At 62.5% G+C, this 15,103-nt stretch carries 14 protein-coding genes, 1 tRNA gene and 1 pseudogene; 9 read left to right on the forward strand and 7 right to left on the reverse strand.

Annotated features, from left to right (window positions below):
- Positions 1 to 5 precede the first annotated feature (5 nt).
- Positions 6 to 101: transfer RNA gene (locus X773_RS76575), tRNA-Sec, on the forward strand.
- A gap of 162 nt (positions 102 to 263) precedes the next feature.
- Entirely contained in the window at positions 264 to 572 is a 309-nt protein-coding gene (locus X773_RS63705; RefSeq protein ID WP_156937398.1) for a hypothetical protein, read from the forward strand.
- 561 nt (positions 573 to 1,133) lie between these two features.
- Here the strand turns inward: X773_RS63705 and X773_RS63710 are convergent.
- Genes X773_RS63710 through X773_RS63720 form a run of 3 tightly spaced genes read right to left on the reverse strand, consistent with a single transcriptional unit; the run spans position 1,134 to position 4,229 of the window.
- Positions 1,134 to 2,006: a carbohydrate ABC transporter permease gene (locus X773_RS63710; protein WP_023678712.1), complete on the reverse strand. Its 873-nt coding sequence runs from the start codon at positions 2,004 to 2,006 to the stop codon at positions 1,134 to 1,136.
- Positions 2,003 to 2,893, reverse strand: coding sequence for a sugar ABC transporter permease (locus X773_RS63715; protein ID WP_023678713.1), 891 nt, complete (start codon positions 2,891 to 2,893; stop codon positions 2,003 to 2,005). The genes X773_RS63710 and X773_RS63715 overlap by 4 nt, the downstream gene beginning before the upstream one ends.
- 43 nt (positions 2,894 to 2,936) lie before the next feature.
- Positions 2,937 to 4,229, reverse strand: coding sequence for an extracellular solute-binding protein (locus X773_RS63720; RefSeq protein WP_023678714.1), 1,293 nt, complete (start codon positions 4,227 to 4,229; stop codon positions 2,937 to 2,939).
- 325 nt (positions 4,230 to 4,554) lie between these two features.
- Here X773_RS63720 and X773_RS63725 point away from each other — a divergent pair, with 325 nt between their 5' ends.
- Genes X773_RS63725 through X773_RS63755 form a run of 7 tightly spaced genes read left to right on the forward strand, consistent with a single transcriptional unit; the run spans position 4,555 to position 10,827 of the window.
- Positions 4,555 to 5,820, forward strand: coding sequence for an extracellular solute-binding protein (locus X773_RS63725; protein ID WP_023678715.1), 1,266 nt, complete (start codon positions 4,555 to 4,557; stop codon positions 5,818 to 5,820).
- A 27-nt stretch (positions 5,821 to 5,847) separates the two neighbouring features.
- Positions 5,848 to 6,780, forward strand: a complete 933-nt coding sequence (locus X773_RS63730) for a sugar ABC transporter permease (RefSeq protein ID WP_031212238.1) — start codon at positions 5,848 to 5,850, stop codon at positions 6,778 to 6,780.
- A 2-nt stretch (positions 6,781 to 6,782) separates the two neighbouring features.
- Positions 6,783 to 7,616 carry a carbohydrate ABC transporter permease gene (locus X773_RS63735; protein ID WP_031212239.1) on the forward strand — a complete coding sequence of 278 codons (834 nt, stop codon included), beginning with the start codon at positions 6,783 to 6,785 and terminating at the stop codon, positions 7,614 to 7,616.
- The gene (locus X773_RS63740) at positions 7,613 to 8,353 is read left to right on the forward strand and encodes a PIG-L family deacetylase (protein WP_023678718.1); all 741 of its coding nucleotides are present in this window, start codon (positions 7,613 to 7,615) and stop codon (positions 8,351 to 8,353) included. Before X773_RS63735 ends, X773_RS63740 begins: the two co-directional genes overlap by 4 nt.
- Positions 8,350 to 9,225 carry an ROK family protein gene (locus X773_RS63745; RefSeq protein WP_023678719.1) on the forward strand — a complete coding sequence of 292 codons (876 nt, stop codon included), beginning with the start codon at positions 8,350 to 8,352 and terminating at the stop codon, positions 9,223 to 9,225. Before X773_RS63740 ends, X773_RS63745 begins: the two co-directional genes overlap by 4 nt.
- Positions 9,222 to 9,992 carry a GntR family transcriptional regulator gene (locus tag X773_RS63750; RefSeq protein WP_023678720.1) on the forward strand — a complete coding sequence of 257 codons (771 nt, stop codon included), beginning with the start codon at positions 9,222 to 9,224 and terminating at the stop codon, positions 9,990 to 9,992. Before X773_RS63745 ends, X773_RS63750 begins: the two co-directional genes overlap by 4 nt.
- Positions 9,993 to 10,035: 43 nt before the next feature.
- A complete protein-coding gene (locus X773_RS63755; RefSeq protein ID WP_023678721.1) occupies positions 10,036 to 10,827 on the forward strand; it encodes an SIS domain-containing protein in 792 nt (263 codons plus the stop codon).
- Positions 10,828 to 10,851: 24 nt separating this feature from the next.
- On the opposite strand, the pseudogene X773_RS78315 reads toward X773_RS63755, so the two are convergent.
- The 4 genes and pseudogenes from X773_RS78315 to X773_RS63775 all read right to left on the reverse strand — a co-directional run.
- Positions 10,852 to 11,496: pseudogene (locus X773_RS78315) on the reverse strand (IS5 family transposase); the annotation flags it as partial.
- A gap of 178 nt (positions 11,497 to 11,674) precedes the next feature.
- On the reverse strand, positions 11,675 to 12,103 hold the full coding sequence (locus tag X773_RS63765) for a type II toxin-antitoxin system VapC family toxin (RefSeq protein WP_023678722.1): 429 nt from the start codon (positions 12,101 to 12,103) through the stop codon (positions 11,675 to 11,677).
- Positions 12,103 to 12,348 (reverse strand): type II toxin-antitoxin system VapB family antitoxin, encoded by a 246-nt coding sequence (locus X773_RS63770; protein ID WP_023678723.1) that lies wholly within the window; start codon positions 12,346 to 12,348, stop codon positions 12,103 to 12,105. The genes X773_RS63765 and X773_RS63770 overlap by 1 nt, the downstream gene beginning before the upstream one ends.
- Positions 12,349 to 13,046: 698 nt before the next feature.
- Positions 13,047 to 15,092 (reverse strand): adenylate/guanylate cyclase domain-containing protein, encoded by a 2,046-nt coding sequence (locus X773_RS63775; RefSeq protein WP_023678724.1) that lies wholly within the window; start codon positions 15,090 to 15,092, stop codon positions 13,047 to 13,049.
- Positions 15,093 to 15,103: the final 11 nt, after the last annotated feature.

Consider the following 15,103-nt stretch of genomic DNA (forward strand, 5'->3'; position numbering starts at 1 on the left):
TTTCTGGAGGAGCATCGTCCCCGGTGGGGCGTCCGGACTTCAAATCCGGGAGGGGCCGCGAGTCGGTCTCTGGTGGGTTCGACTCCCACTCTCTTCCGCCATCCTAGTGAGCCAAGATGAACCCGACGGCTTCCTTTCTGAATGACCTGAAAACGACGGCTGAGACCGCCAGGACAACCGAGGCAAGCTTCAGGCGACAAGCGGCCAATCAGATCGCGGTTCTGGAACAGGAGCGCGCTTTCGCCTTCAGGCGGCTCAACCTCATGCAGGCGATCTCGGACGCCGTGGCCTCAGCCGAAAGTGAGGAGATCGCCGTGGCCAGCGCTTTGGCCGTCCTGCGCTTGCGGCTCGGCTGGAATGCGGACAGCGAGGCGCGCACGGAAGCGATCACGCATTTTGGCCCCGTTGCGCTTTCGTTGTTCCAGGCCGCGAGGCTGCCCGAGGACGAACCCGCCACCAATATCGGCGAGGCCCTTGCGATTTTTGAGCATTGGTACTCCGAATCCCGGGGATCGCCGTTCTGGTTGCTATTCGAGCACCAGATCGTGGACACGCCGCTGGTCGACTTTTGACCGACGGACTTTCGGCATACCCGGATGCGAAAGCAGAGAGCGCAACGTCGCTTTATTACCGACGATACGATGCGGTAACCGGCGCCTCGGTCACCGCCGCAAGCAGCTGCTTTGGGGGCGGACGCCGGAAGGCGTTCACTCCCATGACATAGGAGCCATATTCGAGCCTTATGTCGTCGAGGTTGACAAATTGACCGGCTACCTAGAGATCGCGCGCGCTCTCAAGCCAGGGGATATGTCACAGAACGAAAGGCGCTCGGCGCCAGGAACGACGCGCAAGAAGACAGAGAGCAATCAGCAGGCGGCCCGCGGAGCGCGGCAGCATGGCCACTCGCACTTCCTCTTTGGTGTCGAAACCCGGCCGAATCCGGCTAACTGAGCCATGGTGCGTGGCATTTGGGCATTGACAGGCGATGTACGCGGAAAGGCGAGCTGGCCGACCATGCACCAGGACATAGGTGGTTGAGTTTGTTCGGTAAGTGACAACAACGTACGTCCGACGTTCACTTGTGAGGCATTCGCATCAGATTCGCGATAAACAGATAGCCAATGCCGCCGACGCTATCCCTTGACCGCCGAGCCGACGATCGAATCCACGAAGAACCGCTGCAGCAAGACGAAGAGCACCAGTGGCGGGAGCACGGCAAGCGTCGCCCCAGCCATCACCAGTCCCGTGTTGAGAGCGCCTCGATTGTAGCTGAGCAGGCGACTAAGGCTGATGACGATCGGATATTCGTGTGCATTGCCCTGTAGAACGGTCAGCGGCCAGAGATAGCTATTCCAGTGATAGACGAAGGCAAACAGCGCCAGTGCCGCGATTGCCGGCGCCACGCTCGGCGCGACGATCTTGAACAGGATCAGGAGTTCCGACGCCCCATCCATCCGTGCTGCGTCGATCAGATCGTCGGGCACGCCGGCTATGAACTGGCGCATCAGGAAAATGCCGAACGCATTGGCGAGATTGGGCACGATAATACCGGCAAGGCTGGCGTTCAGGCCGATTGATCCGACGAGACGGTAAAGCGGGATCAGCGTGACGATCGGCGGCAGGAACATGGTGGCGATCAGCACCGAAAACAGCAGTGAGCGGCCGGGAAAGTGATGCTTGGCGAAGGCGTAGCCAGCCATCATGCTGGTGACCAGAATGCCGGCGGTGGTGATCGTGGCGATCACGAGCGAATTCCACATCGAGCGGCCGACATTGATGACGCCGGACACTTTCTCGTACGCTTCGAGGGTCGGCGTGCGCGGTATCCACACCGGCGGCACCTGCATGGTTTCGGCCGGCGTTTTCAGGCTGGAGAGCACCATCCACAACAGCGGGAAGGCGGAGGCCACGGCAACCAGCAGCATCAGCGTGGCGAGCAGCGCTCCGCGGCCCGCCAGGCGTTTGCGCGCCAACCGGCTCGATGCTGAGCGGCCCGGCGCGCTCATTCGTCATCCTTCCGGTTGGCGAATGCAAACAGCGCACACACAATGACGATCAGCGCCAGCATCAGCATCACTGCCATGGCCGAGCCCAGCCCGCCTTGTGCCCGCTCGATGCCGACTCGGCGGATATGGTAGGTCAGCACGTTGGTCGAGCCGACCGGCCCGCCTTGGGTGATCAGCGCCACCGGCTCGAACACCTGCACGGCGTTGATGATGGCAATGACGGCGCTGAACAAGAGCGTGCGGCTCAATAGCGGCAAGGTGATGAAGCGGAACTGTTCGCGCCGGTTGGCGCCGTCAAGCGTCGCCGCCTCGTAAAGACTGCCCGGGATCTGGGTCAGCCCGGCAACGGCCAGCACCGTAAAATAGCCGATCTGCTGCCAGACATTGAGGACGACGATCGAGATCAACGCCGATCTTGGCGAGGACAACCAGAGTTGCGGGCCGATGCCGGCGAGACCGAGCACCTGGTTGAGCGGCCCCTCGCTCGGCGAATAGAGCTTCGACCAGACCAGCGTCACGGCGATCATCGGCACCATGTAGGTGGAAAACAACACGGTCCGCAGCGCCGTGCCGCCTGCGACATCGCGCTGGTGGACCATCAAGCCGAACACTACCGAAAGGGGCAGGATGAGCATCACCGACAATGCCGTGTAGATGGCGGTGTTGAGCAGCGCTCGCTTGAAATCCCGCCCGACCGAGGTCGGCCCGAATATTTCGCGAAAATTGTCGAAGCCGATGAAGCTCGCATTGGAAAAAGGCGTCTGCGTCGACCAGTCCTGGAATGACAGCCAGATGGTGAGCAGCATCGGCAGCAGGATGAAAACGCCGATCAGTGTTACGGCGGGCGCCAGCATGATGCCCGCCGAGGCACGATAGGTCTTGATCATCGCTCTGCTTCCAAAGCGTCGGGCTCTCGAAACAGCGCCTTCGCTATTTGGCGGCACGCTCCAGGATCGAGACGGCATCGGCCTGCGCGTTCGCCTGTGCATCCTTGGCCGAGAGCTGCCCATACTGCAACGCCTCGAGCGTCTGCTGGAGCGATTCGCTGAACTCCTGGCCGCCCGGGACGACAGGGAAGGGCTTGGCGTCGGCAAGCACGCTGACATAGCCGGACAGGAACTCGGAACCAAGCTTGTCCTTGTGGGCTTCGATGTCGGAGGTCCGCGTCGGCAGGATGCCCATCGACATCAGAATATCCGACATTGCCGATGCGCCGTTCTTGCCGGACTTCGGACTGTTCAGCCATACCAGGAAATCCCATGCCGCTTTTTGTTCGGCCTGACCGGCATTGGCGTTGACGACGGTCATCCATGAATAGGAGATCGAGTGCGGCTTGTCGCCGCTCGGACCGACCGGGATGGGTGCGGTGGCGATATTGGAGAACTTGTCGCCCATGCCGCTCTTCAATGCGCTTTCCCACCAGTTGGCCATGATGATCATGCCGGTCTTGCCGGAGACGAAATTGTCTAGGAAGGGGCCGGTTGTGTTGGCGTCGGCCGTGGCCATCGCCGGATCGCTGGCGCCGGACTTGATCAGGTCCTCGTAAAGCTGGAAAGTCTCACCGGCTTGAGGACTGTCGAGCATCGGTTTGCCGTCCTTGACCAGCTCGCCGCCATTGGAGACCAGCAGCGAGGCGAAGGGATGGACGACGCCCGCCGCCCAGGAATTGATCATGCCGAAGCCTTGCTGGCCGGCATCTTTCCTGGTCAGCTTCTGGGCCGCATCCTTCAATTCGGACCAGGTCTTCGGCGCGGCTGTGATGCCTGCCCGTTTGAACAGCTCCTTGTTGTAGTTCAGCGCATAGACGTCGATCTCGTTTGGAATGCCGTAAAGCGTGGCGCCAACAGAGGCCGCACTGACGACACCGGCCGGCCACGCACTCTTGACCTCGCCGGCAACCGCATCGGGGGCCGGCGCGACCAGCTTGTCTCGCGCCAGTTCGGGCAGCCACAAATCATAGATGCCGCCGATCGTCGGCCCGTCCGAGCTGCCGCCCTGGGAACGCAGTGTCGTCAGGAGATCGCCGAAGGGGACGGCGCGCACGGTGACGGTCACATCCGGATTGCTCTTGGCGTAGTCCTTGGCCGCGGCGTCCAGCAAAGCGACCGTTTCGGGCGACCAGTGGGTCAGATAGGAGATGTTGACCGATTGGGCCCAACCAACGGTGGGCGAGGCCAACAACCCTGCAGCCAGTGCCAGTTTCGAAATCCAAGCCAAAGACATCCGACCCTCCGCATAGCCGCACAGCGATGTCCATAACGTTATGACAACGTGAAGCAACGATGCAAGCGCTATCTTCGTGGAGAGCTCCTGCCGGTGTTGCGGCGTTTTCTTACTACGGTCCACAAGCATGCGAGATTATCTTGTAAAAACAAAGAGTTATCTGATACAGTTCGAGCTGATTCTCCCCTGCCGGCCGTGCCCGACTTACTGCAAGGCACTTGCGGTCGAGATCATGTCGTTATAATGACATGAGAAAAGCTTATGACTGCCTCTCGGCTTTTGAACCGCCGTGGGAATGACAATCGACAAGAATGGGAGACTGAGTATGTTTTCAATTCATCGACGCGCCGCACTCGGCCTGATCGGCGGCTTTGCCGCAGTCTGCACCGGGGTCTTCACCGCACTGCCGGCAAAGGCTGACGATACCGTGACCCTGTGGAGTTGGCGCACCGAGGACGAGGCTGCGATGCGCCGCATCTTCGACGCCTTCGAGGCCAAGACTCCCGGCATTAAGGTCAACATCCAGTTCACCCCCGACGCCGACTACCAGAACCGGCTGAGCACGGCGCTGCGTGGCGGCCGCGGGCCTGATATCGCCCAGCTCAAGGCTTACGGCGAACTGCAGCCGTTCATCGAGGGTGGCTATCTCGACGCGCTCGACGACAGCGTGCCGGAGCTGAAGAGCATGCCCGATAGCGCGCTGGGCGGCGCTCGTGGCCGCGCCGACGGCAAGATCTATGGCGTGCCCTATTCGGTGCCGATGATGGGTGTCTTCTACAATCAAGACATCTTCGCCGCCCAGGGCATCGAAATCCCCAAGACCTACAGAGATTTCGTCGCCGCCTGCGAGAAGCTGAAAGGGGCGCGGATAACGCCAATAGCCGCCGGCGGCGCCAACGGCTCCGCCTGGGCGCTGGAGATCGGCGTCGGCGTCGTCGGCCCGACCATCTATGGCCCGGGCTTCTACGACGAAATGATGAGCGGCAAGGCGACCTTCGAGGATCCGCGCTACGTGGCTGCCCTGAAACGCTATGCCGAGTTGAAACCGTATTTCTCCGACGGCTTTGCCGGGGTCGATTACACCACCTCGACACAGCAATTCATCGGCGGCAAGGCGGCCATGTTCTTCGGCGGCTCGTTCGAGAACGGCAGCTTCAAGGCGCAGAACCCGAAGCTGAAATTCTCGATCTTCCCGTTCCCCGCCGATGACCCGGCAACCAAGCTCTACACATCGGCCTTTTCAGACGGCTCCTATGGCCTGGTCTCTGAAAGCGCCAACAAGGAGGCGGCGACCAAGGTGCTCAACTTCATGGCCTCGGCCGAGTTCGCGCAGCTCTTCGCCGACGAGTTGGGCTGGCCGCCGGCCCGCACCGACGTCACCGTCAAAGACCCGGTACTCGCCACGATGATGGAGATGTCGAAGAACTCCACCCCCTATCTGACGCTTGTCGGCTTCCGCTGGCAGACGCCGACGGCCTCCTCGATCCTGCAGTCCGAGATCATCGACATGGTCGAAGGCAACATCACGCCGCAGAAGCTGGCGGCGGACATGCAGGCCGCCGTCAGCAGCTGGTTCAAGCCGAAGCAGTAGGCCGTCACACCCTGCGCGAAACAGCACATGATCACCCGCCGCCGCAAAAGCAGCCTTCAGCGCACCCAGCAGCGCATGGCCGTGCTGTTCATCGTGCCGGCGCTGGCCGTTTATGCGCTGTTTGTCCTTTATCCGCTGCTGATGTCGCTGTGGGGCAGCTTCTTCGTCTGGAGGGGCCTGCGGATGCTGGAGTTCACCGGCCTGTCGAATTTTACCCGCCTGTTCGTTTTCCCGAGCGGTGGGCGGCTCTACGGAGCGCTCTGGCACAACGTCGCCTGGTTCTTCGGCATCATGCTGTTTCAGAACGGCCTTGGTCTGCTGTTGGCCTGGCTGCTGTTCCTGCGCGCCAAAGGGGCGGCCTTCTTCCAGTCGGTCTTCTTCTTCCCGGCAGTGCTGAGCCCGGTCATCGTCGGCGCCCTGTGGCGGCTGCTGCTGGCGCCCGGCGGCACCATCGAATGGATGCTCAACGGCCTTGGCCTGCATCAAGGCAGCCTGACGGTTCTCGGCAACAGCCACACGGCACTCGTGATGCTGATCGCCGTCGACGCCTGGAACTGGATGGGCCTGCCGGTGCTGATCTACACCGCCGGCCTCAGGCAGATTTCGTCCCAGATATTCGAGGCTGCCAGGCTGGATGGCGCCGGCAGCGGCCGCATGCTGGTCTCGATTGCCCTGCCTTTGCTGATGCCGGCCGTCGGCACGTTGACGACGCTGTCATTCATCAACACCTTCAACCAGTTCGACATCGTCTATGTCATGCAAGGCGTGCAGGGCAATCCGAGCTATTCCACAGACACGCTGGTGACCTATTTCTACCGGCTCGCTTTCGGCGCCGAAGGCGCGGTCGGTATCACCGATATAGGCCTGGCGCTGGCGCTCGGCACGCTGCTGTTCCTGATCCTGAGCATCGGCACGCTTTTGATGTTGCGCTTCTTCGACCGCCGCGCGGTGCAACTGTGAATATGCTCGCCATCCCTCAACAGCTCGCACGGCTGCCCGGCTGGACGGCGCTGGTCCTGTGGACCGCAGCGGTGCTGCTGCCGCTCTATATTCTCGTCGTCTCCTGTTTCAAGACCACGGCGGAGATCTACGACAACAGGCTCGGCCTGCCGCAAAGCTTTGCCTTCGACAATTTCGTTGCGGCCTGGACGCGCGCCGATCTCGGCCAGAATTTCATCAACAGCCTGATCGTCACCGCCGGCGCGGTGATCCTGACGATTATCGTGTCGGCAATGGCCGCCTATCCGCTGAGCCGCTATCGGCTGGGCTGGAACGGCATCATGCTCGGCCTGTTCCTGTCCGGCATCATGCTGCCGATCCGGCTTGCCTCGGTGGAGCTGTTCACGCTGATGCGCAACCTTGGCCTGCTCGATTCGCTGACCGGCCTGATCCTCGTCTATTCGGCGATCCGCATTCCCTTCGCCGTCTTCATCTTCGCAAACTTCATGCGGGTGCTGCCGTCCGAGCTCGACGAGGCTGCGCGCATGGACGGGGCCGGCGAGGCGCGCATCCTGTTCCAGATCGTGCTGCCAATGGTGAAGCCGGCCATATCGATCGTCGCCATCTTCACCGCTATCGCCGTGTGGAACGACTTCTTCTTCCCGCTGATCTTCATCTTCGACGACCGCTACAAGACTGTTCCGCTGGCGATCAGCGTGTTTGTCGGCCAGTTCCGCACGGACTGGGGCCTGGTGTTCGCCTCGCTTGCCATCTCCATGGCGCCCATCCTGATCATGTACTGTCTGCTGGCCCGCCAGATTCGCGAGGGCGTCGGCTCCGGGGGAGGCGCGAAATGATCGAGGACAAGGTCTATGCCGCACGCTCGATCCTGGTCGTGGGAGCGCACGCCTTCGATGCCGAGGTGATTGCCGGTCCGCTGGCGGCGGTTGCGGTCCAAGGCGGTGCCGAAGTCACCTTCCTGCATCTCAGCATGGGCGAGCAGGGCCATCCAAGCCTCGCCCCCGAGCACTATTTCGTCCAGAAGGAGGAGGAGGCCGCAAAGGCCGCAGCCAGGCTCGGCGTTGCCATGCGCAGTCTCGGGCTGCACGACGCCTTCCTGCCTTGCGACGACGAGACGGCGCTCAAGGTTTGCGATGTCGTGCGCGAGTTGAAGCCGCAAATCGTCATCACCCACTGGCATGGCAGCTGGCACAAGGACCATCGCGCCGCGGCCCGACTGACACAGACCGGTATTTTTTTTGCGGCATTGCCGACGCTGAAGCGCGAGCATGGCGCATACACGCCGCAACTGCTGCTGTTCGGCGAAAACTGGGAGGACGACGAAGGCTTTCGTGCCGAGCATCTCGTCGATGTCAGTGACGGCTTCGACGCCTGGAGCGAGGCGGTGCAGGAATACGAACTTGCACGTGGCCTGAGCAGTTTCCCCTACGTCGATTATTATAGCGCACTTTATCGGCTGCGCGGCTGCCTGCGCGGCACGCGCTACGCGCAGGGTTTTGTGGCAGCGTCGCAATCCTGGCATGCCGGCAGCGGGCTGTTCGCGCCGGCTGCCAATCGGAGCCGCTCTCGATGACACGCGTTCTGGCCATCGATCTTGGCGGCACCAATTTGCGCGCCGCAATCCATACCGGCGATGTTCGCTGGCTGGAGATGCTGAGCCGCGAGCCTGCGCCGGCAAGCCTTGATGCCTTCGTCGCCCGAATCGGTGCCTTGCGCGCCGAGGCCGGTCCGGTCGAGGCACTTGGCCTGGCGGTGCCGGGGCTTGTCGAGGGCTCGATCTGCCGCTGGGTTCCGAACCTGCCCTATTTCGATGGTGTCGACGTCGCGACCTTGTTTCCTCGTCTGCCTGTTGCCATTGGCAACGATGCGCAGATCGCCATGCTGGCCGAGGCGGTCGAAGGTGCTGCAACAGGCCTGTCCGATGCCATCCTGCTGGCGATCGGCACCGGCATCGGTTCCGCCGTTCTGGCCAACAACCGCATCGTTGCAGGCGCACGTGGCGGCGCCTGCTCATTCGGCTGGGCCTGCGCCGACATCGAGGATGAAGGCGAGGACCGCAGCGGCTGGCTGGAGCGCTTCGCTTCCGGGGGGGCGTTCGACGCCGCGGCGCGCCAGATCGGGGTGGCCAATGGCGGCAGGCTTGTCGAGGCCGCGCGGGCTGGCAACACGGCCGCCCTTGACGCCTTGGAGCTGCCGGCGCGCCGGCTGGGCACTGCCCTTGCGGGTGCGGTCGCGCTGCTTGACACCCAGGCGGTCCTGATTTCCGGCGGGCTTGCCGATGCGCTGGACGTGGTCGGACCGCCGCTGCTTGCGGCTTTGCAGCGTCAGCTGCCGCCGCATCTGCGCGATGTCGTGCTGCGGTCCGGCGAATTCGGCTCCCGCGCCGGTCTCGTCGGCGCCTCGCTGGCCGGTCTCGCCGGAGCACAGTGGAGGCAGATAAGATGAGCCAAGTCAGCTTCCAGCTGCCCGACCGCCGAAGGCCCGAGCCGCTCTGGTATCAGGTGGAAGAGGCCATTCGCGCCATCGTCAAGAGTGGCGATTGGGCGACTGGCGACCAGATTCCGGCCGAAGACAGACTGTGCGCCCTGTTCGGGGTGAGCCGCATCACGCTGCGCCACGCGCTGCGCAATCTGGAGGAGCACGGGCTGCTCAGGCGCGAACATGGCCGTGGCACCTTCGTGCGCTCCACCACGCTGGTCGCCGGCACCCGCGAACTCACCAGCTTCACGCAGGAAATGGGCAATATGGGCGTGGTCGCCGGCTCGCGCTTGCTCGACTGCAGCCTGACCACCGCCAATGCCGCTGCGGCCGGAGCGCTGGAGATCGAGGAGAGCGACCCGGTGGTGCGCATCCGGCGGCTCAGGCTCGGCAACAACGAACCGATCGGTATTCAGACTGCGCAACTCTCGGCCGCGCGCGTGCCCGGCTTTCTCGATGCCGGCCTGTTGCAGGGCTCGCTCTACGAAGCGTTGGAACGCCATTATGGCATCGTGCCGGTCGCGGCGCGCGAAAACTACCGTGTTGGCGCTGTCGGGGCGGCGGATGCCGAGTTGCTCGATCTGCCTGCGGGGAGTCCCGCTTTCGTGGTCGAGCGCATCACCACCGACGAGCGTGGCCCATTCGAATTCACCGTCTCGGTCATGCGTGGCGACCGCTACGAAATCCGCTCGACGCTGCGCGCCGGCCGCGCCCCGCCAAACGCACGAAGCTGAGCCATTACCGAAGCCGACACATAACAATAACAGGAGTACCGACGTGTCCGATCTCTACATACCCCGCCTCGCCGCTCTGATCGAACAGGCCTCGAAAGCCAATGCCGAAGCCTTTGGCGAGGCGGCCAGCCGCTTTGCCGACACGCTCGAGAGCGGCGGGTTGGTTCATCTTTACGGCTCGGGCCACTCGGTGTTGCCGGTCCAGGAAGTGTTTCCGCGCTACGGCAGCTATGTCGGCTTCAATCCGCTGACCGACCCGCGTGTCATGTGGCATAACGTGCTCGGCGCCGGCGGCGTGCGCGAACTTCTGTGGCTGGAGCGGACCGAGAAATACGCCGAGAAATTCCTCGACCACCAGCCGCTGAACAAAGGCGATTCGATCATCATCTTTGGCCACAGCGGCCGCAATTCGTCCGGCATCGACACCGCGCTTTATGCGAAAAAACGCGGCATCTTCGTCGTTGCGGTGACCAGCAAGAACAATCTCGACAAGCCGGCGACGCACTCCTCCGGCAAGCGGCTTGCCGACGCCGCCGACCTTGTCATCGACACCTGCTCGCCGATCGAGGATGCCATCGTGCCGGTCGAGGGCTGGAGCCGGCCGGTCTCCGGCTCGTCGACCGTGCTTGCCATGATCCTGGCGCATGAGCTGATCGCCCGCACCGCCGAGGCGCTTTCGAAACGCGGCATCGAACTGCCGGTTTTTGCCTCGCCGACAATTGCCGGCGTCACACTGCACGACACCGACGTCATCTATGGCGTCTATCGCGAGAAAATGCTCGAGGCGCAGAAGAAGCACCTGCCGACGTTCCAGGCGACCATGCGCGGCGAATGACAACCGGGCAGGGCACGCAAAACGCTAGGACGTAGACTCATCACCGCGTAGCCAGATGCGAGTTGACACGAGTTTCAGGGCAGCAAGGTAGTTTTCTGCCAGCTTGTCATATCGAGTTGCGATGCGACGGAACTGCTTGGCCTTGTTGAAGAAGCGTTCGACGAGGTTGCGGGCCTTGTAGAGAAAGCGGCTGAAGCACATCGGGTCCTTGCGGTTGGCCTTGGGCGGGATGTTGGCCTATGCCTTTCGCTCGGTGACGGCATTGCGCAAGGCGTTGGCATCATAGCCCTTGTCGGCGAGCAGCATGGCGCCCTTGGGCAAATCCGTGATCAAGTCCGCCGCGGAGGCGATGTCACTCTTCTGTCCTGCCGTGAGCATCAGCCTGATCGGCCTGCCTTTGGCGTCGACAAGAGCATGGATTTTGGTTGTCAGCCCGCCCTCGGGATCGACCGAGACAATGATCTCGAACCCCTTTTTGCCGACGCGCCATGCTGATGGACGCGAACAATGGAGGTATCGATCATCTGCATCGTTGCATCATGGGCTTTGGTGATGCCATGCATGAGGCGGTCCCACACACCTGCTTTCCGCCATCGAACGAAGCGATTGTAGCAGGTGGTGCGTGGGCCGTATCGCCCCTGGCAGATCGCGCCATGGCGCACCCGATCGCAGCACCCAGAAGCTGCCGTCTGCCCGCTGTGCCTGGACGGTGATCGTGCCGAAGAAAACCAGTGCTGCAGCGAACGTTCCTCGCAATATTGCGTTTAGCCATGAAAGACGACGATTCGCCCAAAGCATGCAAAAGGGCCCATCGGCTCTCGCGCCGCGATGCAAGGCCAGGAAAGCCTTACGCCAGATCAGTTTGTGAAAAGTCATTGCCCTTGTAAAGCAGGGCAAGCCGGTGAGCCTTCGCGCAAGCGTAGGCAAAACAATCGCCGAAATTGAGATCGGCTTTGTGCCCGACTGCTTTGCCGTATTTCATGCTGGCTTCGATCGCCCGGTCGCCGATGTCGCCGGATATCATGATTTCCTTGCCGGCGATCTCGATCAAAAAGGCGTCGACGGTATCACGGGCTTGCGCCAGCATGTTGGCCGTGGGCTTGGCGTTCTTTTTGATGGCTTCGGCCGACGCTCGCGCGAGACCCTGGACTGCCTCGAACCGGACGAGCGGGGAGATATACAGCGGCTTGGTCGCGGCCGCGAGCCGCTTTTCCAGTTCTTCCGCGCCAGGTTCCTCGTTCAGGATGGCAACGATCACCGAGGCATCGACGAACATCAGTCGTCGCTCCACATCTGGTCGGTGAATTTCTTCATATCGAAATCAGGGTTGGCCGGCCCGATCCGCCGCGCCATTTCCTTGACTTTGGCAAGTCTCTCGCGCAGCGGGACGCTGCCGCGGTTGCGCTCGATCTCATGGCGCAAGGCGGTTCTGACGGCCTCTGTCTTGCTGCGCGCGTTGGTAATGTGCTGCAGCTCGACGGCCATGGCGTCGACGTCGGGATCGCGAATGAAAAGCGGCATTTTGTATATCCTCATGAGTGATATATCTATATCATATCGGAGATATACTCGCCAGCGAATTCGCGAGCGGCGGTTTTGATAAGGAGGGGAGGGAGGAATGCAGCCCGCGAAAATCCGTCGGGAGGTTCGGTTCTGGTGCTCAGTCCTTGGAATTGCTCGGCGTCTGAAACACGTCGCTCCGGCCATGTCACTGTCAACGCACACATGCCCAAGGCGCATTGGCGCTACGTGCGCCGACGCCTGCGCACCCCAAGATCCGCGGCGACCGATTGATGTCGATAGAGCGCCCACGCCGACGAGGCCAGCGCTAGCTGCATCGATTGCGTCAGGTTCATAACGGCCATAATCCCGGCCCAGCGAACTCTCTCGTTAGGGCAGCTCGGGGAGTGCTACGGCTGGATGCTCTTGGGAACATCCCGAGCGCACGCGCTGCCTCCACATGATGGCGCCGGCGAACTCAACGAAGCCGTGCTGCCATTGGTGGTGAACTGGATAACACGAAAACTCGGCGGCCTCGACAATCATTGCCGGGGTTACCTCGACCGATCCCTTCGCCGTCTATCCGCGTCTCATCGGCTGTCGCGCTGATCCGGATTGACAGCCACCCGCAATTAAAGGGCCGTTTGATGACACCTAGGCCTCCCCAACAGTATTAGTTCACAAAGCAGGTCGGCACCCCTGCGATCCGCTGGATCCGGTCAGCGTGTGCTTCGGGTTCGGGGTGCAAGATCAGGCGGTGCCATTTGCACGGATGGCGGCGAACCAACCACCACGGCAGGGGCGCCAGATTGCTCACCACGTTGGCTGTCTACTTCGCGGCTCATACTTTGGTGAGCAGCTTGCATCTCCGGAACGGTGAAAACCGGCACCTCGCCCTTGAAACCCTGGAGTTCAAAGGCGCCCGCCTGGACGACCGGCATCGGCGCTCCTGCCGCAAAGCCGGGACCAAGCACCAGGGGGATGCCCAGCTTCTTGGTCGTCGACTCGAGCCGAGCCGTGCGGTTCACCGGGGAGCCGATCGCGGTGTAATCGAAACGCCGTTCGGAGCCGAAATTGCCTACCGAGCAAATGCCCGTCTCGATGGCGACGCCGATTGCGATGGAGGGGTGACCGTCCGCGCTGAAGGCGGCGTCTTCACGCTTCACCCGCTCGATAAGGGCAAGGCCCGCGTCGAGCGCACGCTCGCGATGATCGGGTTGATCAAGCGGCGCGTTCCAGAAGGCGAGCACCGCATCGCCCATGAACTTGTCGATGGTGCCGTCGCGCTTGAGGATCTCATCGGTCGCAATGCCGAGGAAGTGGTTGACCACCTTGGCGATTTCCTGGGTATCGAGCTGTTCGCTCATCGTCGTGAAGCCGCGTATGTCGCTGAGCAGAATTGTGATCTCGCGCTTCTCGCCGGACAGGATCGCTTCGGTGTCCGAGCTTGCGAGGCGCTGCACCACGGAAGGCGACAGATACTGGGAGAATTGCCGTGCCAGGGTGGACCGGCGCTGCTCGCTGCGCCTGTAGAGGACATAGCCTTCGAAGCCGGCTACAAGGATCGTCGCAAGCGCCGGCTGCAGCGGGTCATAGAGTGCACCCTGCAGGCTGTATTCGAGAGCGCCGAACACGAACGGCGTGACGGCCAGCAGCACGAGAGCCAGGGCACCAAGCACGACACGCCCGGCGAGCACTCCGGAAAGTCCGATGAAAACGATGGCGCCGAGGACAAACCAGAGCCGCTCAAGCGTACGTGCGTGCGTTGGCTCTGCAAGGTAGCGCCCGGCAAGCAACTGGGCGATTGCATCGGCGTGGATGTCCGCGCCTGGTCGCGCTGGACGCGTCGGGGTGGGCAGATACTGCGTCAGTCCCACGGCCGACAGATCGACGATGGCGATGGCGTCCCGCAGCCGCGGATCGCCATGGCCCGAAAGGATAGTGCTGGCAGATATACGCGGCGTATCGGTGGCGGTTTCCCAGAGCCGGATGCTTCCCTCCGGCTCGAGCGGCACAATGGCGCCGGCCATCCTGAGTGCGTCGAACCCGGCGGCATTCATCCGGGCTATGTAGCCGTCCTGCCCGGCGTAAAGGCGCAGAAGCTCGAGCGCGAAGGACGGCCACAGCTGCACGCCTTGAGCGGTATTGCGAAGCCAGAGCAGCGGCACATGGCGCAGCACGCCGTCGGGATCGGGCAAGGTGCGAATTACGCCGAGGCCCGCGGCGGCGTTCGAGAATTCGGCAAGCGAGCCGGTCAGGCCGGTGAAGCCGGGAAGTGTGTCGGGTACTTGCCCGACGATCGACCAGCCGGCTTTGGGCCCTGCTTCTGAAACCGTCGCCTCATCGCCCAGGCTGACGGCAAGCGCCGTTCGATTTTTGGCCAGCGCCGCTGCCAGGCGCTTGTCTCCGGCGATGCCCTCAGGTGAGGTGTCGGCCTCGGGCAGTACCAGCGCAAGCCCGATCACCGCCGCGCCGGATTCGGTGATGCCATCGACCAGATCGGCCAAGAGGCCACGGTTCCAGGGCCATCGCCCATGTGCCTTGAGGCTGGCGTCGTCTATCGAGACGATCACGACAGGATTGCTCGTCGCCTGGCGTGGGGCGAGAAACTGGTAGAAGTCGTACGTCCGCTCACGCAGGCGCGACAACGGCCCGTCAAAAGCCAAATGGCAAGCGAGCAGCAGGAGCACGACCACAAGGCCGGATATTTTGCGCCTGCCAGCTTGCCGCCAATCAGCCCAGCGCCAACCGACCAAAGGGCTCATGTCGTGCGGCC

Source organism: Mesorhizobium sp. LSJC280B00 (assembly GCF_000502835.1).
Taxonomy (GTDB): Bacteria; Pseudomonadota; Alphaproteobacteria; order Rhizobiales; family Rhizobiaceae; genus Mesorhizobium.